Here is a 26,495-nt window from a genome sequence, read left to right on the forward strand (position 1 = left end):
CCCATGTCGCTCTCCCGCCGCCGCTTCCTGTCTGGCTCTGCCGCCTCGCTCGCGGCGCTCGGGCCTTTGCCGGCCTGGGCGCAGGGCCATTCGCTCCACCGGATGAAGGGCGGCGCCCCGATCCGCGCCGGGTTCGACATGGCCTCGGGCGAGGCGATCGCGCTGAGCGTCGCCGCCGGCGTGCGCCGGGTGCAGGGGCGGCGCGGGCTCGGGATCGCGGTCAATGGCTCGGTACCCGGGCCACTCATCCGCCTGCGGGAAGGCCAGAAGGTGCGCCTTGCCGTCACCAACCACCTGCCCGAGGACACCTCGATCCACTGGCATGGCCTGCTCGTCCCCTTCCACATGGACGGGGTGCCGGGGATCAGCTTTCCCGGGATCAGGCCGGGCGAGACCTTCACCTATGAATTCCCCGTGCGCCAGGCCGGCACCTACTGGTATCATTCGCATTCGGGCCTGCAGGAACAGCAGGGCCATTATGGCCCGCTGGTGATCGATCCGGCCGGGAGCGAGCCGGCGGAATACGAGCGCGACTACATCATCCTCTTGAGCGAGTTCACGCCGCGCGATCCGCACCAGATCATGGCCCGCCTGCGCACCGGCGAGGGCTATTTCAACTACCAGCAGACCAGCTGGAGCGATGCCTACCCGCTTTCGGGCCGGGAGCGGCGGATGTGGGCCAAGATGCGCATGCCCCCCACCGATATCGCCGATGTGACGGGCGCGACCTATACCTATCTCGTCAATGGCCTGGGACCAGAGGAAGCGCCCAGCTTCCGCTTCACCCCCGGCGAGCGGGTGCGCCTCAGGATCATCAACGGCTCTGCCATGACCTTCTTCAATGTCCGCATCCCCGGCCTGCCGATGACGGTGATCGCCGCGGATGGGCAGAATGTCGCGCCGGTCGAAGTCGATGAGTTCCAGATCGGCACCGCCGAGACCTATGACGTGATCGTCACCCCCACGGCCGAGGCCCATGCGATCGTGGCCGAGAGCATGGACCGTTCCGGCATGGCGCTGGCGATGCTGGCAAGCCGCGAAGGCGCGCGCGCCCCAGTGCCGCCGCTGCGCCCCGCACCCCTGCTCGACATGGGCGATATGGGCATGAACCATGGCGAGATGAACCATGGCGATAGCGGCGCCAAGGGCCACGCGGGCCATTCCATGGCGGGCATGAAGATGCGCGACACGCTGCTGCTGCCGCCCGATGTCAAGGTGGGGCCGGGCATCGACATGGTATCGATGGCGCCGGTGGACAAGCTCGGCGATCCGGGGATCGGCCTTCGCGATGTGCCGCACCGGGTGCTCACCTACCGGATGCTCGAAGCGCGCGAGCCCAACCGCGACACCCGCCCACCCTCGCGCCTCATCGAGCTGCACCTCACTGGCAACATGGAGCGCTACATGTGGTCGTTCGACGGCGAGATGTATTCGGCCGTTGCCGACAAGCCGATCCGCTTCGCCTTCAACGAGCGGGTACGGGTCAAGCTCGTCAACAACACCATGATGGCCCACCCCATTCACCTGCACGGCATGTTCTTCGAGCTGGTCAACGGCAAGGAGCCGGCGCGCCAGCCGCGCAAGAACGTGGTGATCGTCCAGCCCGGGGCGAGCGCGCAGTTCGATCTCACCGCCAACGAGCCGGGCGACTGGGCGTTTCACTGCCACCTGCTCTATCACATGCACGGAGGGATGATGCAGACGGTGACGGTGATGGGGCCGGCGGCGTGAGGCGCGCCGCGCTTGTTGCCGCGCTGCTGGGGCTCGCCGCGCCGGCGCCGCTCGCCGCGCAGCACCATCACCACGGGGCAGAAATGCCCGCGCCCGCGCCAGCGCCCGCGCCAGCCCCCACGCCAGACCCGGCACCGGCGCCCGATCCCCATGCCGGGCATGCGGGCGCGGATGCGGGAGCGGGTGAGGCGCCGGACGAAGCGGCGAGTGACTCGCTGTCCCCCGGCCCCGCGTTCGAGACCCCGCCCCCGCCCGAGGCCGGCAGCGGCCCGCCGCGCGCCGCCGATGCGATCTGGGGCGCTAAGGCCATGGCCGCCGCGCGCGCGGCGCTGCGCCGCAGCCATGGTGATTTTCCCCTGTTCTGGTTTCAGGGGGATCGGCTGGAGACGCAGCTGCGCGAGGGGGCCGATGGCTTCCTCTGGGATATCCAGGGCTATTATGGCGGGCCGACGCGGCGGCTGTGGTTCAAGAGCGAGGGCGAAGGCGCTTGGGGCGATGGGGTGGAGGAGGCCGAGCTTCAGGCGCTCTATGCCGAGGCGATTGCCCCCTTCTGGGACGTGCAGGCCGGCCTGCGCCAGGATCTCGCCGGGCCGGAGACCACCCATGCGGTGATCGGGGTGCAGGGCCTTGCGCCCTACATGTTCGAGATCGATGCGGCGCTGTTCCTGAGCACCCGCGGCGACGTTACCGCGCGGATCGAGGCCGAGATCGACCAGCGCATCACCCAGCGCCTGATCCTCCAGCCGCGCGTGGAAGCCAACCTTTCAGCACAGGACATCCCCCGGCTCGGCATTGGCGCGGGGCTCGATGAACTCGCGCTCGGCGCAAGGCTGCGCTATGAATTCGCACGCGAATTTGCCCCCTATGTGGGTATCGAGCAATCCTGGCGCGGCGGGCGCGGCGCCGATTTCGCCCGCGCCCGGGGCGAGGACCCTTCCGTCACCAGCCTCGTTGCCGGCATCCGTTTCTGGTTCTGATCGCAAGCCCCAAGGAGTTCACCCGATGCGTTTGACGCCTGCCCTTGCCGCCCTTGCCCTTGGCCTTGGTCTTGGCCTTGCCGTGCCCACGCCGCTTGCCGCCGAGGTTCAGCTCGTTGCCTCCACCCCGGCCGACAAGGCCAGCGCCAAGTCCCCCCGGGTGGTGCGGCTCGCTTTCAGCGAGAAGGTCGATCCGGCGCGCAGCGTCGCGGCGATCGTGATGACGGCGATGCCGGGCGTGGCCAATCACGGCGAAATGCCGATCCGCAATTTCACCCCCAGCTGGTCAAAGGATGGCAAAACCCTCGAGCTCAGGCTGCGCCAGGCGCTGCCCGCGGGCACCTATGAGGTGCGCTGGCAGGCCGCCGGGGCCGATGGCAAGCTGGTGCGCGGCAAGTTCGGCTTCACCGTGGGCTGAGCGCCCCCTGCCCCGCCCCCGCTCGCGGGGCGCGCTCCCGGTCAGGACGGGGTGACGCCGCTGGCGTGCTTCTGCACCAGTTGGTAAGCGCGTTCGTACCACTTCGAGCCGGGGTAATTGGCCCCCAGCACCGCGGCATATTTCACCGCCTCGGCCGGCAGGCCAAGGGCAAGGCTGCTCTCGCACAGGCGGTAGAGCGCCTCGGGCGTGTGGCTGGTGGTCTGGAACTTGTCGATCACGTTGCGAAAGCGCAAATCGGCGGCCAGCCACAGCCCGCGGCGCTGGTAGTGGCGGCCGATCTCCATCTCCTTGCCGGCCAGGTGATCGGCGACGAGATCAAGCTTGAGCCGCGCATCGGCGGCATATTCGCTCTGGGGAAAACGGCGGTTGACCTCGCGCAGCGCGGTCTGCGCCTGTTCGGTGATCTTCTGGTCGCGGTTCACATCGCTGATCTGCTCGTAGTAGCTGAGCGCGATCAGATAGTAGGCATAGGGCGCATCCTTGTTGCCCGGATGGATCGAGAGGAAGCGCTGGGCGTTCTGGATTGCCTTGTTGTAATCGCGCGCGACATAATAGCTGAAGGCGCTCATCAGCTGGGCGCGGCGGGCCCAGGGCGAATAGGGGTGCTGGCGCTCGACCTCATCGAACAGCGCCGCGGCCTGGAGCGTGTTGCCCTTGTCGAGCCGCTCCTGCGCGGCGGCATAGAGCGTTTCGACATCGCGCGCGACATAGGCGACATCGCGCCCGGCCTTGTTGCCGGCGCAGGCGGAAAGGCTGGCGGCCGCCGCGGCAAGCAGCGCGGCGCGGGCAAGGCGGGGGGAGATGATCTTGGCCATGGCCCGGCTCTATAACGGCCGCCGGGCTGAACGCCAAGTGAAGCTGCAAGCTCCATCCCCATGGCCCACGGTTTCCTACTTGCGCGCCCTGTGATTTCCTCGCCCGCCATGACCCGTCGCAAGCCGCCCCGCACCGCCCAGCCCCCCGTGCCCGCCGGGGAACTCCCCCCCTTCACCCCCGTCCCGCGCCAATCGCCGCGCCACGATGGCTGGACGCCCGAGCGCCAGATCGCCTTCATCGAGGCGCTGGCCGACACCGGCTCGGTCGAGGCGGCGAGCCGGGCGGTGGGGATGAGTGCGCGCGGCGCCTATCACCTGCGCCGCCAGAGTGGGGCCGAGAGCTTCCGCGCCGCCTGGGAGGCCGCGCTCCAGCTCGGCGTGGCGCGGATCGAGGATGTGGTGATGGACCGCGCGCTCAACGGGGTTGAGGAGCCGGTCTATTCCTATGGCAAGCTGATCGGTACGCGCCGGCGCTACAACGACCGGCTGCTGATGTTCATCCTCAGGAACCGCGCGCCCGAGCGCTTTGCCGACGGGCGCTCCAAGGCGCTCAACGCGATCGGCCGGATGCAGCTTGAACAGCTCAAGGAGAAGTGGCGCAAGGAATGGGAGGCCGAGCGGCCGAAGGTGACCCAGGCCGAGGTCCGCGCCAGCATCGAGCGCAAGATCGCGCAGATCCGCAAGGAGGTCGAGGCCGAGCGCGCCGCGCTCTGGGCGCAGATGAGCGATGAGACCAAGACCGCCTGGGCGCGCTTCGTCGAGCTGCGCGAGCGCGATCTTGCCGCAATCAAGGCCAACGCCGAAGGGCGCAAGCTGATCGCGGTGGAATGGAACGCCCGTGCGGAGACCTTTTCGGCGGGCGGGACGGCGCCGGGTGCGGGGGCGGCAGATGCGCCGGAGGGCCGCGGCGCGGGGTGAGCGCGGGCGTGGTCGGATCGCTGGATTTTTTGCTCAGCAGGGTTTGAGGGGGCGAAGCCTCAGGCCGAAAAGGCGTGAAAGCTGCGATGCCATGACAGGAATTGCGGGTGGGGGTGATCGGCTTCACGGGCTGGCAAAAAGAGTTTGCCGGTGGGATTGATGATAGCCTCAACACCGCTCCGGTCATTGACCTTCCGGTGGATCATGATTTCGTAATTGTCGGCAATGCCGATCAGGCCACGATCAAACATCCAATGTGCCGTGCCTGACAAGGCAAGCCCGTTCCTGATCGAATCTGGCCCACCATGTTCGACAGGACGAATATGCGCGGCTTCGGCTTCGAGTCGACCGCCCCCGTTAACAAGGCGCCATCCGGTTACCGCACAGCGGCCGTCATAGGCGTGGAGCACCGCGCGCCGGAACGCGCGATCGCGAAAGGGGCGGCTGAGAAGGGACTGGACGAGTGGGCGCTCGACTTCAAATGGCGTCTGTTCTTCGCGAAAGACGTGGGGCGGCTCGGGCTCGCCAATGCGCGGCAACATCTCATCATCAGGCAAACCCAGAGAGACAATTCGGGCGAAATCAGATGGCGAAAGTGGGCGCACCGCGGCCTGCGCATTGGCAAGATCGCGCTCGACGGGTTGGCCATCAACAATATGGGGCACGGTGGGGTTGAACGGCAAATAGCTGCCCGGTTCGATAAGGGCGCGAAAGTGATCCACCCGGTCGGGATCGGGAATGATCTTGGCGACCTTGGCAACGGCAAAGAAGCCTTTTGAGTTCGGAACCTTCACCGGCTCGCGGTAAACGATCCAGTCGCCTATCATGTGCCTGGCGCGGGACAGGTAGATTTTGGGAAACTGGTAATGGACCTCCGGGATGTCGTCGTAGATCGACCCGTCCTTGTGCATGAAGACGCCAAAGCCCATGCGGATGTGATCGAGCGCGACGCCACGCAAGTCAAGCGGCAGACGGCTCTGGTTCCGGTGCGCTGGGCAGCACAGATGGCCCGGCCTCAAAGCTAAGCTGGGCGCGCCAGAGCGAGCACATCGCCGCGGCCTCAGGCGAAGCCGTGGGGTGAGCCTTCGGAAAGCAATGCGATCCTCCTGGTGCCCCGACCGTCAGGCGCAAACCCGTTGCAGGTTAACAGCAGCGTTATCCGCCCCACCGCAACTTGCGGCGGTCTTGCGTCCAGTTGACGGCAAAGTTGCGGACGAGCCGCGGCAAAGCCGCGGCTTGCGTCGAACGGGTTGGCCTGCGGCCATCCACCGGCCGGAATGCGGCCTCTCGCGGACGCGCCTGCGGCGTGTTCGCGGGCCTTATTCTTCCCCCATCCTCAGTGCCGCGATGAACGCTTCCTGCGGGATCGACACATTCCCGTATTCGCGCATCCGCGCCTTGCCCTTCTTCTGCTTTTCGAGCAGCTTCTTCTTGCGGGTGATGTCGCCGCCATAGCACTTGGCGGTCACGTCCTTCCTCAGCGCGGGGATGGTCTCGCGGGCGATGATCTTGCCGCCGATCGCCGCCTGGATCGGGATCTTGAACAGGTGGCGCGGGATCAGGTCCTTGAGCCGCTCGCACAGCCCGCGCCCGCGCTCCTCGGCATTGGCGCGGTGGACGATCATCGACAGCGCATCAACCGGCTCGCCATTGACGAGGATGTTCATCTTGACGAGATCGCCCTCACGCGTGCCGATCTGCTCATAGTCGAAGCTGGCATAGCCGCGCGAGATCGACTTCAGCCGATCGTAGAAATCGAACACCACCTCATTCAAGGGCAGCTCGTAGGTCACCTGCGCGCGGGTGCCGACATAGGTAAGGTCGGTCTGGATGCCGCGGCGGTCCTGGCATAGCTTGAGGATCGCGCCCAAATATTCATCGGGGGTGTAGATCACCGCCTTGATCCACGGCTCCTCGATCCGCTCGATGCGGTTGACATCGGGCCAATCGGCCGGGTTGTGGATGTCGATGACCTTGGCGTCCTCGTGCTTCGAGTGCGACAGGTGGATGCGATAGACCACCGAGGGCGCGGTGGTGATGAGATCGAGATCATATTCGCGCGCGAGCCGCTCCTGGATGATCTCGAGGTGCAGCAGGCCCAGAAAGCCGCAGCGAAAGCCGAAGCCGAGCGCCGCGCTCGATTCCATCTCGTAGGAGAAGCTCGCATCGTTGAGCCTGAGCTTGGCGATGCTCTCGCGCAGTTTCTCGAAATCGGCCGCATCGACGGGGAACAGCCCGCAGAACACCACCGGCTGCACCGGGCGATAGCCGGGCAGCGGTTCGGCCGCGCCGTTCTTGACCGTGGTGATGGTATCGCCCACGCGGGCCTGCTCCACCTCCTTGATCTGCGCGGTGATGAAGCCGATCTCGCCCGGGCCAAGCTCGGCAAGGTCGGTGCGCTTGGGGGTGAAGCAGCCGACCCGGTCGATGAGGTGCTGGGTGCCGCCCTGCATGAAGCGGATGTTGAGCCCCTTGGTGAGCTTGCCATCGATCACCCGCACGAGGATGACCACGCCGAGATAGGGATCGTACCAGGAATCGACGAGGCTCGCCTTGAGCGGGGCCGCGGGATCGCCCTTGGGCGGGGGGATGCGGCGCACCACCGCCTCGAGCACTTCCTCGATGCCGATGCCGCTCTTGGCGCTGGTGAGCACCGCCTCGGAGGCATCGAGGCCGATGATCTCCTCGATCTCGGCCCTGACCTTCTCGGGATCGGCGGCGGGCAGGTCGATCTTGTTGATGACGGGCACGATCTCGTGGTCATGCTCGATCGACTGGTAGACATTGGCGAGGGTCTGCGCCTCGACCCCTTGCGCGGCATCGACCACCAGCAGCGCGCCCTCGCAGGCGGCGAGGCTGCGCGAGACCTCGTAGGCAAAGTCGACATGGCCGGGGGTGTCCATCAGGTTGAGCTGATAGGTCTCCCCGTCGCGCGCGGTGTAGGAAAGGCGCACGGTCTGGGCCTTGATGGTGATCCCGCGCTCCTTCTCGATGTCCATGTTATCAAGCACTTGCTCGGACATCTCGCGCTCGGACAGCCCGCCGGTGAACTGGATCAGCCGGTCGGCCAGGGTCGACTTGCCATGGTCGATATGTGCGATGATCGAGAAATTGCGGATCTTGGAGAGGTCGGTCATACCCCGGGCGGATTAGCGCCGGGGCGCGGCAAAGTCATGCGCCAAAAACGCAACACCCCCTCACCCCTCAGCCCGGCTCGGCGCGCGGGCTTGCAGCATAGCCGAACTTGGGCACCGCGCCGCCCTGCCCGATCCCGACGAAGCGGCCCGGCGCCAGCGCCGCGAGCGGCGCGCCTGCGGCGGCGAGCGCATAAGGGGAGACGCGGTTGCGGGTGCACAGCCCGCCCGAGCCGTCCTCGACCAGCTCCTGCTCGAACTCAAGCCCCTGGACATCGCCGTTCGAGCGGGTGACGGTCGCCACCGCCAGCTGCCCGCCGCCAAGGTCGACCACGAACTGCGTGCCCTTGGGCACATCGACCAGCCCCTGGATCAGCGCCCCGGTGCGCGAGAGGTTGCGCAGCGTCACCTCGTAGGCATAGTCATCGTGGATCACCTGGATCTTGCGGAACACGGTGCGGCGCCGGGCGCGGCGGGTGCGATCGGTGCCGGGGGCGATCTTCCAGCTGCCCCCGGCCAGCTCCTGCGCCAGCGTGTCTTCGTCCACCGGCTCGCTGAAGATCGGCCCCTCAAGATAGCGCACCCCGCAATCCTTGAGCGCGGCCAGCAGACCCGGGCTCTCGATCCCGTTGGCGATGGTGTCCATCTGCAGCGCCCCGGCCAATGCCACGATCGCGCGCACCAGCTCGAGCCCGCGGCCCTCGTGGCGCTCGGCCTCGGCGAGCAGGCGCTGGTCGATCTTGAGGCTGTCAAAGGGCGCGCGGCGCAGATAGGCGAGCGAGGAATAACCCGAGCCGAACTCGTCGAGCGTGAGCCGCACCCCGAGCTTGAACAGCGCAGCCAAGGTGCGATCGACGGTGCTGGCATCGCCGAAGAACACCGCCTCGCTGATCTCGAGCTCGAGCCGCCCCGGAGCAATACCAGCGCGGGTGATGGCCTCTTCCACCAGTTCGACAAAGCCTTCGGCGAGGAACAGCGCCACCGGCACATTGACCGCCACGCGGATGGTCTCGGGCCATTGCCCGGCCCGCGCGCAGGCCGCGCCGATCGCCCAGCGCCCGACCTCGCCCACCAGCGCCGAGCCTTCAAGGATGGCGGCGAACTCCTCCTCGTCGATGATCCCACGGGTCTCGTGGAGCCAGCACACATGGGCCTCGAGCGCGCAGACCGTCTCGCTCGCCACCGCGACGATCGGCTCGAAGCGCAGGAACAGCTCCTCGCGCGCGAGCGCGCTGCCCAGTTCCTGTTCGAGCCGGCGGCGGAAGATCGTCTCGTTCTCAAGCTCACCCGAGAAGAAGCGGTATTGCCCGCGCCCGCCGTTCTTGGCGGCATAGAGCGCAATGTCAGCCGCGCGCACCACCTCCTCGCGCGTCACCCCGTCATGGGGCGCGATGGCGATTCCCACCGAGGCGCCGATCACGCAGCGCCCCTCGGCAAGGCTATAAGGCTGGCCGAGCATGGCAATGATCTTGAGCGCCAGCTCGCCCAGCACCCCGCGGTCGGCAATGTCGGGAAGCATCACCTGGAATTCATCGCCGCCCAGGCGCCCGATCTCGCACTCGCGGTCGATCGCGCGGCGCAGCCGCTCGGCCACCTGCTTGAGCAGCTCGTCCCCCGCGGCATGGCCGAGCGTGTCGTTGACATGCTTGAAGCGATCGAGATCGAGCATCATCACCGCGCAATTGCGCCGCGCCGCCTGAAAGGCGGTGAGCGTGGTCTCGAGCTGGTGCGCCATGCGATAGCGGTTGGACAGGCCGGTGAGCGAATCATAGCGCGCCAGCCGGGCGGTTTCGGCCTCGCGGACATATTCCTCGGTGATGTCGGTGGCGGTGCCGCGGAAGCCGGCAAAGCCGCCGCCCCCGAGCACCGGCTGGCCCGAGAGCCGCAGCACCGCGCCCGCGCCCTGCTGCGCGGCGCGCACCGCGAGGTTGGCAAAGGGCTTGTGCGCGGCCAGCAGCAGCGGCAGCGAACGCCCGCGCCCTTCATGATCGACGGCGATCAAGAGCTGGGCCAGCGGCTTGCCGATGAGGTCGCCGAGCGGCACCCCGATCCGCGCCGCCATCGCGGGCGACAGATAGGTGAGCATCCCCTGGGCATCGCTCGCCCAGAACCAGCCCAGCCCCGATTGCTCGAGCGCATCGAGCATCGCCAGCCGCTCGTCATCGGACAGGGCCGAGACGCCGGCGGCAGAACCGCGGCGGGCGCCCCCGCCGCCCCGGGATGACAAGAGACCCTTGAGGGACATCTGACGCGCGGATCCTCCAGATCGTGGCCGTCTTCGCCCTGCGCAGCGGCGGCGCGGCCATCATGCGCTTGGGGTAAGCCCTGATGGTTATTATTCCGCTAAAGGGCGGGCCAAGGCCGGCAGGCCCACCACCCCCGGGCCGAGGAAGGCTGGCCCTTGAGCACCGCGAAGCTGCCATCGGCGCGGCGCCTCAGGGGCATGTGAAACGCGATCCCGACGCGGTTCTCGCGCGACCAGCGCACCTGCCCGGTGACCGACTTGTCGGCGCTGCACTCGACCCTGAGGGTGCTGCCTGCGGGCATGTTCCACAGCCCCTAGATCATCGCCCCGCTCTCCGAGATGTTGCGCAGCGTGGCGTTGAGGCGGTTGCCATTGTGCACCACCACCACCCGGCACAGCAGGTTCTGGCGCGCGGCGCGGGCCGATTGCGGGTCATTAGCCTCGGCGACAAGATCGCCCGCCACCGGCGCGGTGGCATCGGCGGCGCTCATCGGCTTGAAGTAGATATAGCCCTGCACATGGCTGCAACCGAGCAGGCGCACCAGTTCCAGCTCATCGAGCGTCTCCACCCCCTCGGCGGTGGTGTCCATGTTCAGCGCCTCGGCCAGCGAGGTGATCGAGGCGATGATCGCGCCGTTGCGGCTGCCCTCCTCGGTCGCGCCCTGGACGAAGCTGCGGTCGATCTTGATCTTGTCGAAGGGCGCCTTGTTGAGAAAGCCCAATGAGGAATCCCCAGTGCCGAAATCATCGAGCGCCAGCCGCACCCCCACCCGCTTCAACGCCTTGAACATCGCCTCGGTGCCGGCACTGTCGTTGAGGAGCACGCTCTCGGTGATCTCCAGCTCGAGCCGCGAGGGCGCCACCCCGCTGTGCGCGAGGGCATTGGCAACGATGGTGGGAAGATCAGGATTGGCAAATTGCAGCGCCGAGACGTTGACCGCGCAGCGGATCGCGCGCGGCCTGCGGGCGAGGTCCTCGCAGGCCTTGCGCGGCGCCCATTGGCCGATGCGGTCGATGAGCCCGGCATCCTCGGCAATCGGCACGAACTTGGCCGGGCTGATCCACCCGCGCCTCGGGTGGTTCCAGTGCATCAGCGCCTCGAAGCCGACGATCTTCTCGTTGGCGGCATAGACCACCGGCTGGTAGTAAAGCTCAAGCTCGTCGCGGGCGATCGCCTCGCGCAGGTCCTGCTCCAGCTCGACGCGCTCCTCGGCCGCGGCGTGGAGATCCTCGGCATAGAAGCGATAGGCCCGGCGCCCGGCATCCTTGGCGGCATAGAGCGCCAGGTCGACATTGCGGATCAGCTCGTCGCTCGCTGCGCCGTGCTCGGGCGCCAGCGCGATCCCGACCGAGGCGCCGATCATCACGCTCTGCCCTTCGATGGTAGGGCTGCGAAAGCTGGGTGATGATCTCCTGCGCAAGATGGCCGAGCACCTCGCGCTTCTGGTGGCCTGGGACGATCACTTGGAACTCGTCGCCCCCGAGGCGCCCGCAGCGCCCGGCCGTGCCGATCGCGCGCTCGAGCCGCTGCGCCACCTGCTTGAGCAGCGCATCGCCCGCCGGGTGGCCGAGTGTGTCGTTAACATGCTTGAAGCGATCGAGATCGAGCATCATCAACGCGCAGGAGCGCTGGCTCACCCGGAAGGCGGCGAGCATGGCGGAGAGCCGCTGACCCAGCTTGCGGCGGTTGGCAAGGCCGGTGAGCGAATCATAGAGCGCGAGGCGCGAGACCTGCTGCTCGCTGCAGCGCATCTCGGTGAGATCGGTGCCGTGGCCGCGAAAGCCGCAGAAGTTCTTTTAGCTGTCATACACCGGGCCGCCGGTGAACGCCCACCAGCGCTCCTCCTCGCCTGTGGCGGCGCGCACCTCGACATCGTGGAAGGCCGAGCGGGCCGGGAGGTGGAAAGACAGCGTGCGCTCGGCCTCGACGGCGCCGGCGCCGGCATCGACAATCGTGCTCAGCGGCTGTCCGCAGACCTCCTCGACGCTTTTGCCCAGCACCAGCGCGGCCTTGGGGGAGATACAGGTGATCAGCCCGCGCCGGTCGGTCTCCCAGAACCAGCCCTGCCCGGTCTCCTCGAAGCTGCGCAGGATATCCTCCGCGCGCGCGGCCACCCGCTCACGGGCCTCGCGTTCGAGGCGGCGACGTTCGGCGGCCTTCCATTCGAGCCGGGCGATCAGCGCCAGGGTGATTGCCACGCCTACCAGCGAAACCAGCGTGAGCATTCCCGGACCGATCAGGGCAAAGCCCGACCATGCGGCGATCTTGGCGCAGAACAGCGAGATGATCCGCACCTCCAACAGCGCCGCGGTGGCGGCGTTGATGCACAGCAGCGTTGCCACCGCCCATTGCCAGGGCAGGCCCTCGCCCACCCACCCGGCAAGCGCCACGCCCGCCAGCGCCATCGGGGTCACCACGCCCACCAGCAGGACCAGAAGCCGCATCGCCCGCCCGGTCTCGGCCCGGCGCTCGAGCGCGGCAAAGAGCGATCCGGCGGCGAACAGCCCGAGCGCGGCAAGGCCCACAAGGCCGGTGCCCTGCGAAGGCAGGCCTTCGGTGACGAGAGCGGCGATGGCAAAGGCCACCGCCACGAAGGCCGCCATCATGCTGGCATGGCGGGGCAGGAAGTGGTTGAGATCGGCAACCGGATCGGCCTCGGGCGTGCCGCCCGCGCCGGCCCGCAGGCGCTCAGGCGCGCGGCGCTCGGCGCGGCTGCGCTGTTCGCTCTCAGGCGCGCGGGCCTTGACCACCGAGCGCAGATCGCGCCCCGACGCGAGCGGGCGCGGCGCGTCTGAGACCAATTTGCGGACAGGTTCCCCGGGTATCCCCGGGGCTATGGCGCAGCACCCTTGCGAGAATCATTATGGCCGCGCCGGACACCGCCTTGCCCGGGTCTCGGGGCCAACGCGGCGCGCTTGCAACTTGATCGGGCAGGCTGCATTCTCGTGCCCAGCGGCCCACCGGCACCGGGCTCGACCAAACAAGAGGGGATCGTAATGGCAGACAGCAAGATCAGGCTCGAGAACGAGGCCGCCCAGTCCACCCTGGCGCTGGGGCCGCTGATCGGGGTCGCGCGCGAGGATTTCGTCGGCGCGGTGGCCTTGCTGCTGCGCGAGACCGCGAGCGATCCGGCGCGGCTGGTGCGCCACACCACCGCTATGGCCGAGGACATGGTCAAGATCATGACCGGCAAGAGCGAACTGGCGCCCGATCCCAAGGACAAGCGCTTCATGGATCCGGCATGGCAATACAACCCCTTCTTCCGCGCCGGGGTGCAGTATTACCTCGCGGTGCAAAAGGGGATGCGCAGCTGGCTCGAGGAGCTGGAGCTGGATGAGCTGGAGCGCAACCGCGCCAACTTCATCGCCAACATCATCCTCGATGCGCTTGCCCCCACCAACACCCTTGCCGGCAATCCCACCGCGCAAAAGCAGATCATCAATTCGGGCGGGCTCAGCCTCATCAAGGGGTTGCAGAACGCCTACAACGATCTTGTCCACAACAAAGGCATGGTCAGCCAAGTGGACAAGCGCCCCTTCAAGCTGGGGGTGAACATCGCCACCTCGAAGGGCAACGTGGTCTATCGCGACGAGATCATGGAGCTCATCCAATATGCGCCGAGCACCGAGGAAGTTTATGAAATTCCTCAGCTCACCATCCCGCCGCAGATCAACAAGATGTATATCAACGACCTCAGCCCTGAAAAGTCTGTGGTCAAGTGGCAGGTCGACAACGGCATCCAGACCTTCGTGATCTCGTGGCGCAATCCGCGCAAGGAGCAGGGCCATTGGGGCATGGCCGATTATGTCGCAGCTTGCGAGAAGGCGCTGGAGGTGGTGCAGGCGATCACCGGCTCGGACAAGGTCAATGTCTCGGCCGGGTGTTCGGGCGGGCAGACTGCCTCGGTGCTCGCCTCCAAGCTCGCCGCCACCGGCAACCCCGTGCTCGGCACGCTGACGCTGATGGTCTGCGTGCTCCACCCGATGCCGACCGATATCGAGGCGGCCTCGCTGGTGAGCGAGAACGGCATGAAGCTCGCCCGCCAGCGGGCAATGAAGCAGGGGGTGATCAAGGCCGACGACCTTGCCCGGGGCTTTGCCTGGCTCAGGCCCAACGATCTCATCTGGAACTATGTCATCAACAACTACCTGCTCGGGCAAGACCCGCCGGCCTTTGACGTCCTGTTCTGGAACGCCGATGCCACCAACCTTTCTGCGAGCCTGATGGGCGATTTCCTCACGCTGTTTGAAACCCTTGCCTTCACCAAGAAGGGTGAGGTCGAGATGGCCGGGCACAGGATCGACCTTTCCAAGGTCACCGCTGACCTGTTCATCCTCGGCGGGGTGACCGATCACATCACCCCGTGGAAGGCGACCTATCGCTCCACCCAGCTGTTCGGATCGAAGGACGTGACCTACGTGCTCTCGCAGAGCGGGCACATGCAGGCGATCCTCAACCCACCCACCAATCCCAAGGCCAAGTATTTCATCCAGAAGAAAAAGGGCAAGCTGCCGCCGACCGCGGACGAGTGGCTGGCCGGGGCCGAGGAGGTCAAGGGCAGCTGGTGGCCGCTGTGGATGGAATGGGTGCAGGCGCGCTCGGGCGCCAAGCGGCCGGCGCCGCAGAGCCTCGGCAATGCGCAATATCCGCCGCTCGAGGCCGCGCCGGGACTCTACGTCGTCGAAGAAGTCTGATATGGCGTCGGTGCGCGCCGCCTGCGAGGGATAGGGCCGAGGCGCGCAAGAGCTTGGGGGCGCGCGCGCTATGGGATCGGCCCGCGCGCCCAACCCCCGTGCCCTCGTGCGCGGCAGAAAGGACGGAATTTGCATGGCCGATGCGATGGACGATGCGCTCGTCACCATGGAACAGGTGGGCGGGCGGACGCTACGGACTGCGGCATGGCGGCTCGACATGCCCTCCGATCACCTGCCGATCCTGTTCTTCAACGGTATCGGCGCCAATATCGAGGCGGTTGCCCCGCTCGCCGCGGCCCTGCCCGAGCGCGGCTTCATCATGTTCGACATGCCCGGCACCGGCGAATCGCCCGATCCGGTGATCCCCTACAACCCTTTCACCATGTGCTGGACCGCGGCCCAACTGCTGGCGAAATACGGGCTGGATGAAGTCGACGTGATGGGCGTGTCCTGGGGCGGGGCGATGGCGCAGCACTTCGCGCTCCAGCACCCCGGGCGCACCCGGCGGCTGATCCTCGCCGCCACCACCCCGGGGATGCTGATGGTGCCGGGCAACCCGGCCGCCTTCACCAAGATGGCCAATCCGCGCCGCTATATCGATCCCGAGTTCATGAACGAGCATTTCGCCACGCTTTATGGCGGGCTCGACAAGGACGGGGCCGAGCATCAGAAGGACCGCCATATCGGCCGGCTCAAGCCGCCCAGCCCGCGCGGCTATTTCTACCAGCTCCTGTGCATGCTCGGCTGGACCAGCCTGCCCGCCCTGCCCTTCCTCGCCAAGGAAACGCTGATCATGATGGGCGAGGACGACCAGATCGTGCCGCTCATCAACGGCAAAATCCTGAAGGCGATGATCCCGCGCTCCGAGCTCGTCACCTTTGCCGGCGGCGGGCACCTGTTTCTGCTCACCCATGCCGATGAGAGCATCGCCGCGATCCGCGCCTTTCTCGATGCGCCCGAGAGCGCGCGCGACGCCAAGGGCATGGCCGCGGCCTAAACGCGCAGCGCTGGACAGGCCGGCGGGATTTCGACATTCTCGCGCCCGAGAGGGAGAGAGAAGATGGCGCAATATGATCTCATCATCCGCGGCGGCACGATTGTCGATGGCACGGGCGCTCCAGCCTTCACTGGCGATGTGGCGATCCGCGACGGGCTGATCGCCGCGGTCGGCGCGGTCTCCGGCAGCGCGCGCGAGGAGATCGACGCCACCGGCAAGATCGTCACCCCCGGCTTTGTCGATATCCACACCCATTACGACGGTCAGGCGACCTGGGACCAGGAGATGGCCCCATCGAGCTGGCACGGGGTCACCACCGTCATCATGGGAAATTGCGGGGTCGGCTTCGCCCCGGCGAGGCCCGATCGCCACGAATGGCTCATCAGCCTGATGGAGGGAGTGGAGGACATCCCCGGCACCGCGCTTGCCGAAGGGATCACCTGGGATTGGGAGACCTTCCCCGAATATCTCGACGCGCTGGAAAAGCTCCCCCGTACGGTCGATGTCGCCACCCATGTGCCCCATGGGGCGGTGCGCGCCTATGTGCTGGGTGATCGGGAGCGTCCAGGCGCGGTGCCCACCGCGGAAGACATCGCCGAGATGAGCCGCATCGTCGAGGAAGGCGTGCGCGCCGGGGCGCTCGGCTTTTCCACCTCGCGCACGGTGCTGCACAAGTCGGTCGATGGCGAGCTGGTGCCCGGCACCACCGCCACCCCCGAGGAGCTGATGGCGATCGGCCGGGCCATGGGCCGCGCCGTCGCCGCGGGCGGCCATGCAGTGTTCGAGATGGCAAGCGACCTCAAGCGCGAATGGAACGAGTTTGCCTGGATGGGCCGCTTGAGCCGCGAGGCGCGCATTCCCGTCACCTTTGCGGCGCTGCAATCGATCGCCAAGGAAATGCCGCTCGATGAACAGATCGCGGCGATGCGCGCCGAAAATGCCAAGGGCGCCAATATCGTCGCCCAGATCGCACTGCGCGGCAATGGCATCATCATGGCCTGGCAGGGCACCGTCCACCCCTTCCGCTTCCGCCCGAGCTGGCAGAAAATCGCCGATCTGTCGTGGGAGGAACAGAAGGCCCACCTGCTCGATCCCGCCTTCAAGGCACAACTTCTGGCCGAACCCAATGATTTCAGCAGCGCACCGGCTGATATTGGCGGCGTGGTGATGGCCATCGCCATGGGCTGGAGCCTGCAATACGAGATGGATCCCGATTTCGATTACGAGCCGGGGCCGGAGGCAAGCATCAATGCCCGCGCTGCGGCCGCCGGCGTGGCCCCGCAGGAATATGCCTACGACCTTCTGTGCCGCGACGAGGGCCGGGGCTTCATCTATCTGCCGATACTCAACTATGCCGATGGCAATCTCGATTTTCTGGTGCCGCTCCAGCACGCCGAGGACACAGTCAATTCGCTTTCGGACGGCGGGGCCCATTGCGGCACGATCTGCGATGCCGCCTCGCCCACCTTCATGCTCGAGCACTGGGTCAAGGGGCGCAGGCGCGGGGCACGCATCGCGCTCGAACATGCGATCAAGCGCCAGTGCCATGACACCGCGCGGCTCTATGGCCTCGAGGACCGCGGGGTGATCGCGCCGGGATATCTTGCCGATTGCAACGTGATCGACCTCGAACGCCTCAAGCTCGGCAAGCCCTGGCTCGCCTTCGATCTGCCCGCCGGCGGCAAGCGGTTGCTGCAGAAGGCCGAAGGCTATGTCGCCACGATCAAGAGCGGGGTGGTGACCTTCCGCGAAGGCAAGTGGACGGGCGCAACGCCGGGCGGGCTCATCCGCGGGCCACAGCGTGCACAGCTGGCCGAGGCGGCCGAATAGGCCGCTCCGCGCCGCGTCACACCCGCATCGGCATCAGCACATAGAGGGCGCGGGCCTGATCGTCCTCGCGGATCAGCGTCGGCGCCCCGGCGTCGGCGAGGTGGATTTCCACGCTCTCGCCATCGATCTGGGCGAGAATGTCCTTGAGGTAATTGGCATTAAAGCCGATCTCCATGGCGCTCGCGCGGTATTCGGCGGCCAGTTCCTCCGCCGCAGTGCCATTGTCGGGCGAGGTGACCGAGAGCGTCACCCGGTCATTGTCCAGCGCGATCTTGACGGCGCGGGTCTTTTCCGTGGCAATGGTGGCGACGCGATCGACCCCGGCATAGAGCAGCTTGGGATCGACCTTGAGCAGCTTGTCATTGGCGGTAGGGATCACCCGGCTGTAATCGGGGAAGGTGCCATCGATCAGCTTGGAGGTGAGCACCACCCCGCCCTCGCCGCCGAGGGTGAAGCGGATCTTGCTGGCCGAAAGGTCGACAAGCACATTGCCGTCCATCGCTTCCTCGAGCAGCTTCCTGAGTTCACCCACCGCCTTTCGCGGCACGATCACATCGGGCATTCCGGCAGCGCCCTCGGGCCGCGGCAGGGTGAAGCGCGCAAGGCGGTGGCCATCGGTGGCCGCGGCCTTGAGCAAAGGCTCCGCCTCATCGCTCACATGGAGGAAGATGCCATTGAGGTAGTAGCGCGTTTCCTCGGTCGAGATGGCAAAGCGGGTGCGATCGATGAGTTCGGCAAGCAGCCGCGCGGGCAGTTCGAAGCTGGTCGGCAGATCGCCCTCGACGATCACCGGAAAATCATCGCGCGGCAAGGTTGGCAGCTTGAAGTTTGAACGGCCTGCCTTGACCTCGAGCCGGTTGTCGACGGTGGCAAGGCTCACCTGGCTGCCTTCGGGCAGCTTGCGCGCGATGTCGAACAGGAGGTGGGCCGAAACCGTGATCGCCCCGGGCGCAGCAACCGCAGAGGCGGTCATCGTCTCGACCACCTGGAGATCAAGATCGGTCGCCATCACCCGCACGCTGCCGCCGGCATCGGCATCGATCAGCACGTTGGAAAGGATGGGGATGGTGTTGCGCCGCTCGACCACGGATTGAACATGGGAGAGACACCTCAGCAGCGTCGCGCGTTCGATCGTGGCCTTCATCGCTTGTCCCTATCGGTCCTCAAGACGCCAAGGCGGCAAAGGAATCGCCCCCAAGCGCCGGAAAGTCCGCAAAACCTTAGCGCCGGTGGCAACAGGGGCAAGTTGGCGGCTGTGCAAGCGGCGACTGGGCTGGGGATAAGGGGGGGCGCTGCGACCTCGAAGGCCTACCCCACCATCGCCATGCCGCCGTTGACGTGCAAAGTCTCGCCGGTGACATAGGCCGCTTCGCGGCTGGCAAGATAGGCCACCGCCGCGCCGATCTCGGCCGCCTCGCCCATCCGGCCCATCGGGATGCGGGCATTGATCGCGGCCTGCTGTTTCTCGTCAAGCGCGGCGGTCATCGCGGTGCGGATGAAGCCGGGGGCGACGCAGTTGGCGGTGATTCCGCGGCTGGCCACTTCCTGGGCAAAGGCCTTGGTCATGCCGGTCAGCCCGGCCTTGGCGGCGCAATAGTTCATCTGCCCGGGATTGCCGGTGGCCCCCACCACCGAGGTGATGTTGACGATCCGACCGAAGCGCGCCTTCATCATCGGCTTTGCCGCCGCGCGCATCAGCCGAAAGGCAGCTTCGAGATTGATGCGGATCACCTGATCCCATTCCTCGTCCTTCATCCTCAGGGCAAGGTTGTCGCGGGTGATCCCGGCATTGTTGACGAGGATCTCGATCGACCCCAGCGTGTCGAGCGTGGCCGGCACCAGTTCCTCGACCTGCTGGGGATCGCCAAGATCGCAGGTGATCTCGACATGGCCATCGTGGTCATGGTGGGGATAGGCCTCGTTGAGCTCGTCGCGAAAGGCGCGCAGCTTGGCCGCGTTCGAGCCGGACAGCGCAAGGCGCGCCCCTTGCGCTGCGAGCGCATGGGCGATGGCCGAGCCGATGCCCCCGCTCGCGCCGGTGACCAGCGCGTTCATGCCCTTCAATGAAAACATCAGGCGATCTCCCTGGCAAAGGCCTCAAGGTCGGCCATGGTGACAAGGCTTCTGACTTCGGCCTCACCATCGATCCGGCTGACCATCGGCCCCAGCACCTTTGCCCCCAGCTCGACAAAGCTTTCCACCCCATCGGCGCGCATGGCAAGCACGCTTTCGCGCCAGCGCACGCGGCCTGTCACCTGCGTGACCAGCAGTCCCGCCTCGGTCTCGGGATCGCTCACCGCGGCAGCGGTGACATTGGCATAGAGCGGCAAGGTGAAGGCTCCGGGCGGCGTCGCAGCGAGCGCCTCGGCCATGCGCGCTGCCGCCGGGGCCATCAGCGAGCAATGGAACGGCGCTGAGACATTGAGCATCATCGCGCGCCTGATCCCGTGCTCCTTGGCCAGCGCCACCGCGCGCTCGATCGCGCCCTTGTGGCCCGAGATCACCACCTGGGTGGGATCATTGTCATTGGCAACCTCGCACACCTCGCCCTCGGCTGCGGCCTGGGCCAGCGCCTCGGCCTCGGCAAGACCGGCGCCGAGCAGCACCGCCATCGCCCCCTCGCCCACCGGCACGGCCTCCTGCATCGCCTCGCCGCGCAGGCGCAGCAGCCGCGCGGTATCGGCAAGGCTGAAGGCCCCGACCGCGCAGAGCGCCGCATATTCACCGAGCGAATGGCCGGCGACACAAGCGCCGTGCTCGGCAAGGGCAATGCCGAAATCGCGCTCGAGCACCCGCAGCGTGGCAATGGCATTGGCCATGATCGCCGGCTGGGCATTGGCGGTGAGGGTGAGCACGTCCTCCGGCCCTTCGCGCATCAGCTGTGAAAGCTTTTGCTTGAGGGCCTCGTCCACCTCCTCGAAGACCTCGCGCGCGGCGAGGCTCGCCGCGGCAAGTTCCGCCCCCATGCCGACCTTCTGGCTGCCCTGCCCCGGAAAGAGAAACGCGCGCATGTGCCGATCCCGTGCTTAGGTGATTTTGGCGCGCGCCGTTAGGCCTGCACGGGCGGGCTGGCAAGCCCGAAGGGCACCACGTGATTGGCCGCATTGTGCCCGATCAGCGCGCGGCCGAGATAGGCAATGCCCGCCCGGGCGCACCAGAAGCGCGCGATCTCCTCCTCGCTCTGCCCAAACTCCACATAATTTTCAGGCACATCGGTGATCGCACCGAGCCTGAGGCCAGCAAGCCGCGGGAGCGTTGCGGCCAGGTGGAAGAACAGACGATCGATCGCATAGAGGTGTTCGGAAACCTCCTCGACCATCAGCACATGGCCGGCCAGATCGGGCATCAGCGGCGTGCCGGTGAGCATGGCGAGGGTGATGAGGTTGAAGGCCGCCGCGGGCGTGGTGCCATCGAGGCTCGGCTCGACCCCGCTGGTATCTCCTTCAAGCCAGCGCAGCACGCGCCGGATCGCCTCGCGCCCGCCTTCGGACAGGGCGCTTACCGGCATGTGGCCATGCACGCTCTGGCCGATCCCGGCGCGATAGAGCGCGGCCAACAGGTAGCCGCAATCGGAAAAGCCGACATAGGTCTTGGCCCGCGCGGCTGCGTTCATCTGCGCCACTGCGGCCTCGGCAATGCGGTTCGAGCCATAGCCGCCCTTGGCAAACCACACGACATCGAAGGCAGGATCATTGGCGCAGTCGAGCAGCGCCGAGAGGCGCAAGAGGTCGTCCCCGGCAAAGTGCCCGGCGCGGGCAAAGCACTGCTCGTGAAATGCCACCGTGAGCCCCGGAAACTCGGCCGCGACCAGCGCCAGCAATGCATCGCGGTGGGCGGGCGTGATCGGCGTGGCAGGGGCGCAGACTGCGATATTGGTCATGGGTTCAAGCCTAGGGCGCTTGTCAGTGCCGGTGCAAGCCCATATGGATCGCGCGCATGGACGAAGGGATCACCGCCGGGTCGCTTGCGGGTCGGCCCCTGTTTTTCTGCGGTATCGGCGGATCGGGGATGCTGCCGCTGGCACAGATCGCGCGCGGGCTCGGCCATCCCGTGGCCGGGTCCGATCGCAGCCGCGACCAGGGGCGCACGCCCGACAAGTTCGCCTGGCTCGAAGCCCATGGCTTTGCGCTCCATCCCCAGGACGGCAGCGGGATCACCTCGCCCGAGCAGGTGCTGATCGCCTCGGCCGCGATCGAGGAGAGCGTGCCCGAAGTCGCCCGCGCCAAGGCCCTGGGCTGCCTGCGCCTGAGCCGGGCCGAATTGCTCGCCAGCCTGTTCAACGCCGCCGATCATCGCATCGCGGTGGGCGGCACCTCGGGCAAATCCACCGTGACCGGGATGATCGCCTGGATCCTCAAGGAAAGCGGGCTTGATCCCACGGTGATGAACGGGGCGGTGATGAAGAACTTCGTCACTCCGGACAATCCCTATGCCAGCGCGCGGATCGGCGCGCCGGGCCTGTTCGTCAGCGAGGTGGATGAAAGCGACGGCTCGATCGCGCTTTACCGGCCCAGTATCGCGGTGCTGCTCAATGTCAGTCTTGATCACAAGAGCATCGAGGAACTGCGTGTTCTGTTTGGCAATTTTGTGGCGGCAAGCCAGACCGCGGTGATCAATCTCGACAGCGAGGAGGCGGCCCATCTCGCCAACCAGGCGCGGCGCAAGGTGACCTTCGGGATCAGGGCGGTGAAGGCCGACATCGCGGTGGAGCCGGATTCGATCGACCAGAGCCCGCTCGGCATCCGCGCCGCGGTGCTCGACAACCGCCGGCGCGAAGTGTTCCCGCTGATCCTGCCGATGCCGGGGCTGCACAACCTTGCCAATGCGCTGGCGGCGATCGCGGCGGCGAGCGCTGCGGGCATCGGGATCGACCGGGCGGTCTATGCCCTGCGCAGCTTTGCCGGCCTTGCGCGCCGGTTCGACGTGATCGGCACCTCGCCTCAGGGGATCACGGTGATCGATGATTTTGGCCACAACCCGGAAAAATGCGCCGCCACGCTGCGCACGCTCAAGGCCAGCGAAGGCCGGGTGATCGCCTTCTTCCAGCCCCATGGCTATGGCCCGCTGCGCCAGATGGGGCACGAACTTGCCGCCACCTTCGCGCGAGAGCTGGGGCCGGATGACATCACCATCATGTGCGATCCGGTCTATTTCGGCGGCACGGTTGATCGCAGCGAGGGCACGGAGCGGATCGTCGATCTGATCACCGCCGCGGGCCGCCATGCCGAGCACATCCCCGAGCGCAACGCCTGCGCCGATAGGATCGTCGCGTTGGCGCGCCCGGGAGACAGGATCGTGGTGATGGGCGCGCGCGATGACACGCTGACGCAGTTTGCCCAAGCGCTGCTCGCCCGCCTGCCATGAGCCTTTACGCCCGCGCACGGCGCCATGCCTGGCGGATGATGGGCGTGCTCGCCGCCGGCGTGGTGCTGGTGGTGCTGGTTGATCGGCTCGCCGGCCATTCCACCCTCGCCTTTGCCGCGGCGATCCTGATGCTGCTCATCGCCAATGCGCCGATGCTTGGCTTCAACTGCCCCACCTGCGGCAAGAACGCCTTCTTCCGCGGCGTGCTGGTGGTGCCCTGGCCCAACCGGCGCTGCACACGCTGCGGCAGCGATCTTGACGCGCCCGCTCCCCAAAATCGCTGATGGAGCAAGGGCCTTGCGCGCATTAGCCTTGCGCCCATGCATCCGCGTGACTTCAGCCTCGACACCCTGCTTGCCAATTGCGCCCAGCGCCACGGGCACCGCCTTGCCAGCGTCGACGGATCCCAACGCCTGACCTATGCCGAGCTTGACGCGCGCGTTGCCAGCCTTGCCCGCTGGCTGCTCGCGCGAGGGATAAGCCCCGGCGATCGGGTGGCGCTGCTGCTCACCGATGGAGCGCCGTTCCTCACCGGGCTGCTCGCCGCAGCGCGGATTGGGGCGATCGCGGTGCTCCTGAACTGGCGCCTCGCCCCGGGAGAGATTGCCTGGATCTGCGGCGATGCCCGCCCGGTGATGACCTTTGCCAACCCGCGCTTTGCCCACCTGCTGGCCGAGGCCGAGCCGGGCGAAGTGATCGCGGTTGACGAGCGGCACGATGCCGAGGGCCAGTTCGAGACCATCGTCACCCGCGGCGATGACGCGGCCGGCTATCGCTACTATCTCGGGCTTGCGCTTGCCCCCGATCGGCCCGTCTACATGATGTACACCAGCGGCACCACCGGGCGACCCAAGGGCTGCCTGCAGGCGGGCAGTGCGGTGGCGGCAAGCGCGCTCGGCTTTGCCCAGCACCGCCGCTTCACGCATGAGGAAGTGCTGCTCTCCGTCAACCCGCTGTTCCACGTGGTGGGGATGCAGCAGGTCGCGGCGATGCTCGCCTGCGGGGGCACCAGCGTCTTTGCCGGGCGCGATGATGACAGCGCAGGCATTCTCGATCTTCTCCACCGCGAAGGCTGCACCACCACCAGCGCCTTTCCCACCATCTGCTTTCCGTGGCGCGCGATGGATGCGGTGCGCGGCGGGCGCATGCCGCTCACCAACTACACCGGCGGGGCCGGGACCGGGCGCCCCGAGATGTATGAATTCATCGAGAAGGAATGGGATGCGCGGGTGGTGGGCGGCTATGGCCAGACCGAGATCTGCGGCTTTGCCACCTTCATCGACTATCCCGACATGCTCGAGGCGCCGCGCTCGATCGGCTGGACGCTGCCCCATGTCACCATGACCGTGCTCGATCCCGAGGGCCGGCACCTGCCCCCCGGCGAGGAGGGCGAGCTCGCCTTGCGCGGCCCCTCGGTGATGCTCGGCTATTGGAACAATCCCGAGGCGAGCGAAGCGGCGCTGGGCCACGGCTGGCTGCGCACCGGCGATCTTGGCACCATGGACGAGCGCGGGCGCAGCTACCTCCTCGGCCGCGCCAAGGAGCTGATCAAGACTGGCGGCGAAAACGTCTATCCGGCCGAGGTCGATGCCGTCTTTGCCGCCATGCCCGAAGTGGCCGATGCCGGCTGCTGCGGCGTGCCCGACAAAAAGTGGGGCGAGGCGGTCAAGGCCTTCGTGGTGCTCAAGCCCGGTATGAGCCTGACGCGCGAGGAGATCACCCGCCGGTTCAAGGGCCAGATCGCCGGCTACAAGCGCCCGCGCTATATCGAGTTTGTTGACAGCCTGCCGCGCGACCCGATCGGCAAGCTGCTGCGCCGCGAACTCGCTGCCCGGCCGGTCACGCCCGATCAGGCCGCCTGAGGCCGAGGCGCGCCGGAACGGCTGCTCCACCCGATCCTGGCCTTGCAACTTGGTCACGGATTTGCAATCTGGCGGCCAGGAAGTGCTCTCCTCGTGCCGGGGGCGCGGCAGAGGATTACCCCCCATTATGACAGGTTATGAGCTGACCAGACAAGCGCGGCTGACGCGGGCTCGGCACTGGCTGCGCCGCATACTCGGACCCTGGGGCGTGTTCATTCAGGGCTTTGTCCAGCACCCGCGCATGGTCGCCTCGATCATTCCTTCCTCGCGCTACACCATCGCCAGGATGCTGGCGCCGGTTGACTGGCAGGCCTGCCGGCTGTTTGTTGAATATGGCCCGGGTGTAGGCACCTTTTGCGGCCCGGTGCTCGAGCGGCTGCGGCGCGATGGCACGCTGATCGTGATCGACACCAACCCGCTTTTCATCGACTACCTCAAACGCACCATCCGTGACAGCCGCTTCATCGCGGTGCACGGCTCGGCCGAGGAGGTCGAGGCGATCATCCGCGCCCACGGGCACGAACATGCCGATTACATCCTCTCGGGCCTGCCCTTTTCCAATCTGCCCGAAGCGGTGGGCGAGCGTATCCTTGCCGCCACGGCGCGGGCGCTGCGCCCGGGCGGCGCCTTTATGACTTACCAGTTCAGCCGGGTCGCGCGCGATCTGACCGCGCAGTTCTTCAGCAAGGTCGATGACGGGTTCGAGTGGCGCAACGTGCTTCCCTGCCGCCTCGCCTGGGGCTGGAAGGACAAAGACTGAGCCATTGCCAAGCAGCGGCACTTGCGCCGCTGCGATTCATCTTCTTTCGGGGAAACCCCGGCCCCCCCCCTTTTTTCGCGAGCCGGGGGCCGCGCTGGCGTGAGCGCGGCTATCCCGAATTTGGGCGGCCCGCGCCGAGGATAGCCGGTCCGGCAATGGGCAGCCTCACGTTTCCCATTGCCGGACCGGTGCCACCCTGGGGCGTCAAGGCGCTTGGGTGATCACCAGGAGCGACTTTTCGTCCTCGCTCTTGCCGAGTTCCTCGACCATCTGCTGGCTGTATTCGCAAAAGCCGTCAGGATCCTGGGCAAAGATCGCCAGCTCGCCGCCCATCATGGTGTGATAGGCGCGCAGCGCCGCCTCGACCTTGGGATTGGGCTTGCCGGGCTCGGCGCCCTGAAGGATCGGCTGCAGGGTGCGGAACATCACCGGGATCATCCGCTTGCCATCCTTTTCAAAACCCTCGCAGCTGATCGCCGTGGCTTCCTGCTTGGCGAGCAGAATGAGCCGCAGGAACAGCGGCTGCATGATGTCGCGCTCGGGCACCGCGGCCTCGAGCTCCTTCATCGCATAGCTGTGCACGTGCATCCCCATCCGGGCAGAGACGGGGACATCGCTGCGGCGTACCATCGCGCCGCTATCGGCAGCGGCCTGCTGGGCCTGGGCCGCGCCGCCAAGCCCGATCGCGCAGGTGGCGGCAAGAACGAGAAATTGACGCAACATGGCTT

The 26,495-nt window shown here is 66.9% G+C and carries 23 protein-coding genes and 1 pseudogene; 11 read left to right on the top strand and 13 right to left on the bottom strand.

Translation table 11 applies throughout. From position 1 onward, the window contains the following. Positions 1 to 3: 3 nt before the first annotated feature. From G524_RS0101770 to G524_RS0101780, 3 genes are read left to right on the top strand one after another with little or no spacing between them, the layout of a single operon-like run. Positions 4 to 1,731, top strand: coding sequence for a copper resistance system multicopper oxidase (locus G524_RS0101770; protein WP_051220826.1), 1,728 nt, complete (start codon positions 4 to 6; stop codon positions 1,729 to 1,731). Next, positions 1,728 to 2,708: a copper resistance protein B gene (locus G524_RS0101775; RefSeq protein ID WP_027442166.1), complete on the top strand. Its 981-nt coding sequence runs from the start codon at positions 1,728 to 1,730 to the stop codon at positions 2,706 to 2,708. Before G524_RS0101770 ends, G524_RS0101775 begins: the two co-directional genes overlap by 4 nt. Positions 2,709 to 2,733: 25 nt before the next feature. After that, positions 2,734 to 3,126: a copper resistance protein CopC gene (locus tag G524_RS0101780; RefSeq protein ID WP_027442167.1), complete on the top strand. Its 393-nt coding sequence runs from the start codon at positions 2,734 to 2,736 to the stop codon at positions 3,124 to 3,126. 41 nt (positions 3,127 to 3,167) lie between these two features. Here G524_RS0101780 and G524_RS0101785 read toward each other — a convergent pair whose 3' ends face one another. Then, the gene (locus tag G524_RS0101785) at positions 3,168 to 3,962 is read right to left on the bottom strand and encodes an outer membrane protein assembly factor BamD (RefSeq protein WP_027442168.1); all 795 of its coding nucleotides are present in this window, start codon (positions 3,960 to 3,962) and stop codon (positions 3,168 to 3,170) included. Between the two features lie 108 nt (positions 3,963 to 4,070). Between G524_RS0101785 and G524_RS17030 the strand changes: the two genes are divergently transcribed. Beyond that, positions 4,071 to 4,880 carry a hypothetical protein gene (locus G524_RS17030; protein ID WP_051220827.1) on the top strand — a complete coding sequence of 270 codons (810 nt, stop codon included), beginning with the start codon at positions 4,071 to 4,073 and terminating at the stop codon, positions 4,878 to 4,880. A gap of 59 nt (positions 4,881 to 4,939) precedes the next feature. Here the strand turns inward: G524_RS17030 and G524_RS0101795 are convergent, their stop codons facing one another. The 7 genes and pseudogenes from G524_RS0101795 to G524_RS16205 all read right to left on the bottom strand — a co-directional run bounded on the left by G524_RS0101795 (position 4,940) and on the right by G524_RS16205 (position 13,061). After that, positions 4,940 to 5,839 (bottom strand): HNH endonuclease, encoded by a 900-nt coding sequence (locus tag G524_RS0101795; RefSeq protein ID WP_245561260.1) that lies wholly within the window; start codon positions 5,837 to 5,839, stop codon positions 4,940 to 4,942. Between the two features lie 360 nt (positions 5,840 to 6,199). Further along, positions 6,200 to 8,017, bottom strand: coding sequence for a translation elongation factor 4 (gene lepA / locus G524_RS0101800; protein ID WP_027442170.1), 1,818 nt, complete (start codon positions 8,015 to 8,017; stop codon positions 6,200 to 6,202). 67 nt (positions 8,018 to 8,084) lie between these two features. Then, positions 8,085 to 10,259 (bottom strand): putative bifunctional diguanylate cyclase/phosphodiesterase, encoded by a 2,175-nt coding sequence (locus G524_RS0101805; protein ID WP_245561261.1) that lies wholly within the window; start codon positions 10,257 to 10,259, stop codon positions 8,085 to 8,087. A gap of 98 nt (positions 10,260 to 10,357) precedes the next feature. Next, positions 10,358 to 10,561: a hypothetical protein gene (locus G524_RS16195; RefSeq protein WP_051220828.1), complete on the bottom strand. Its 204-nt coding sequence runs from the start codon at positions 10,559 to 10,561 to the stop codon at positions 10,358 to 10,360. A gap of 12 nt (positions 10,562 to 10,573) precedes the next feature. Continuing rightward, entirely contained in the window at positions 10,574 to 11,395 is an 822-nt protein-coding gene (locus G524_RS16200; RefSeq protein WP_425387196.1) for an EAL domain-containing protein, read from the bottom strand. A gap of 174 nt (positions 11,396 to 11,569) precedes the next feature. Then, positions 11,570 to 12,011: pseudogene (locus tag G524_RS17400) on the bottom strand (diguanylate cyclase domain-containing protein); the annotation flags it as partial. Positions 12,012 to 12,056: 45 nt separating this feature from the next. Beyond that, positions 12,057 to 13,061 carry a PAS domain-containing protein gene (locus G524_RS16205; protein ID WP_051220830.1) on the bottom strand — a complete coding sequence of 335 codons (1,005 nt, stop codon included), beginning with the start codon at positions 13,059 to 13,061 and terminating at the stop codon, positions 12,057 to 12,059. A gap of 195 nt (positions 13,062 to 13,256) precedes the next feature. On the opposite strand from G524_RS16205, the gene G524_RS0101815 reads away from it, so the two are divergent. The 3 genes from G524_RS0101815 to G524_RS0101825 all read left to right on the top strand — a co-directional run bounded on the left by G524_RS0101815 (position 13,257) and on the right by G524_RS0101825 (position 17,781). Further along, a complete protein-coding gene (locus G524_RS0101815) occupies positions 13,257 to 14,954 on the top strand; it encodes a PHA/PHB synthase family protein (protein ID WP_027442172.1) in 1,698 nt (565 codons plus the stop codon). Between the two features lie 133 nt (positions 14,955 to 15,087). Beyond that, positions 15,088 to 15,951, top strand: a complete 864-nt coding sequence (locus G524_RS0101820; RefSeq protein WP_027442173.1) for an alpha/beta fold hydrolase — start codon at positions 15,088 to 15,090, stop codon at positions 15,949 to 15,951. A 63-nt stretch (positions 15,952 to 16,014) separates the two neighbouring features. Continuing rightward, positions 16,015 to 17,781, top strand: a complete 1,767-nt coding sequence (locus G524_RS0101825) for an N-acyl-D-amino-acid deacylase family protein (protein ID WP_027442174.1) — start codon at positions 16,015 to 16,017, stop codon at positions 17,779 to 17,781. A gap of 16 nt (positions 17,782 to 17,797) precedes the next feature. Here the strand turns inward: G524_RS0101825 and dnaN are convergent, their stop codons facing one another. From dnaN to G524_RS0101845, 4 genes are all read right to left on the bottom strand, one after another. Next, positions 17,798 to 18,925, bottom strand: a complete 1,128-nt coding sequence (dnaN, locus tag G524_RS0101830) for a DNA polymerase III subunit beta (protein ID WP_027442175.1) — start codon at positions 18,923 to 18,925, stop codon at positions 17,798 to 17,800. Between the two features lie 164 nt (positions 18,926 to 19,089). Continuing rightward, entirely contained in the window at positions 19,090 to 19,854 is a 765-nt protein-coding gene (gene fabG, locus G524_RS0101835; RefSeq protein ID WP_027442176.1) for a 3-oxoacyl-[acyl-carrier-protein] reductase, read from the bottom strand. After that, a complete protein-coding gene (gene fabD, locus G524_RS0101840) occupies positions 19,854 to 20,792 on the bottom strand; it encodes an ACP S-malonyltransferase (RefSeq protein ID WP_027442177.1) in 939 nt (312 codons plus the stop codon). The genes fabG and fabD overlap by 1 nt, the downstream gene beginning before the upstream one ends. A gap of 38 nt (positions 20,793 to 20,830) precedes the next feature. Then, on the bottom strand, positions 20,831 to 21,661 hold the full coding sequence (locus G524_RS0101845) for an LD-carboxypeptidase (protein WP_027442178.1): 831 nt from the start codon (positions 21,659 to 21,661) through the stop codon (positions 20,831 to 20,833). 56 nt (positions 21,662 to 21,717) lie between these two features. Here G524_RS0101845 and G524_RS0101850 point away from each other — a divergent pair, with 56 nt between their 5' ends. The 4 genes from G524_RS0101850 (at position 21,718) to G524_RS0101865 (ending at position 25,767) form a co-directional block, all read left to right on the top strand. Beyond that, positions 21,718 to 23,145 (top strand): glutamate ligase domain-containing protein, encoded by a 1,428-nt coding sequence (locus tag G524_RS0101850; protein WP_051220831.1) that lies wholly within the window; start codon positions 21,718 to 21,720, stop codon positions 23,143 to 23,145. After that, the gene (locus tag G524_RS0101855) at positions 23,142 to 23,429 is read left to right on the top strand and encodes a hypothetical protein (RefSeq protein ID WP_027442180.1); all 288 of its coding nucleotides are present in this window, start codon (positions 23,142 to 23,144) and stop codon (positions 23,427 to 23,429) included. Before G524_RS0101850 ends, G524_RS0101855 begins: the two co-directional genes overlap by 4 nt. A 36-nt stretch (positions 23,430 to 23,465) precedes the next feature. Next, on the top strand, positions 23,466 to 25,007 hold the full coding sequence (locus G524_RS0101860; protein WP_027442181.1) for a class I adenylate-forming enzyme family protein: 1,542 nt from the start codon (positions 23,466 to 23,468) through the stop codon (positions 25,005 to 25,007). Positions 25,008 to 25,134: 127 nt separating this feature from the next. Beyond that, on the top strand, positions 25,135 to 25,767 hold the full coding sequence (locus G524_RS0101865) for a class I SAM-dependent methyltransferase (protein WP_027442182.1): 633 nt from the start codon (positions 25,135 to 25,137) through the stop codon (positions 25,765 to 25,767). Positions 25,768 to 25,971: 204 nt separating this feature from the next. On the opposite strand, the gene G524_RS0101870 is transcribed toward G524_RS0101865, so the two are convergent. Continuing rightward, positions 25,972 to 26,490: a hypothetical protein gene (locus tag G524_RS0101870; RefSeq protein ID WP_156893975.1), complete on the bottom strand. Its 519-nt coding sequence runs from the start codon at positions 26,488 to 26,490 to the stop codon at positions 25,972 to 25,974. Positions 26,491 to 26,495 lie beyond the last annotated feature (5 nt).

Origin of the sequence: Erythrobacter cryptus DSM 12079 (genome assembly GCF_000422985.1) — a bacterium.
Lineage (GTDB): Bacteria > Pseudomonadota > Alphaproteobacteria > Sphingomonadales > Sphingomonadaceae > Erythrobacter > Erythrobacter cryptus.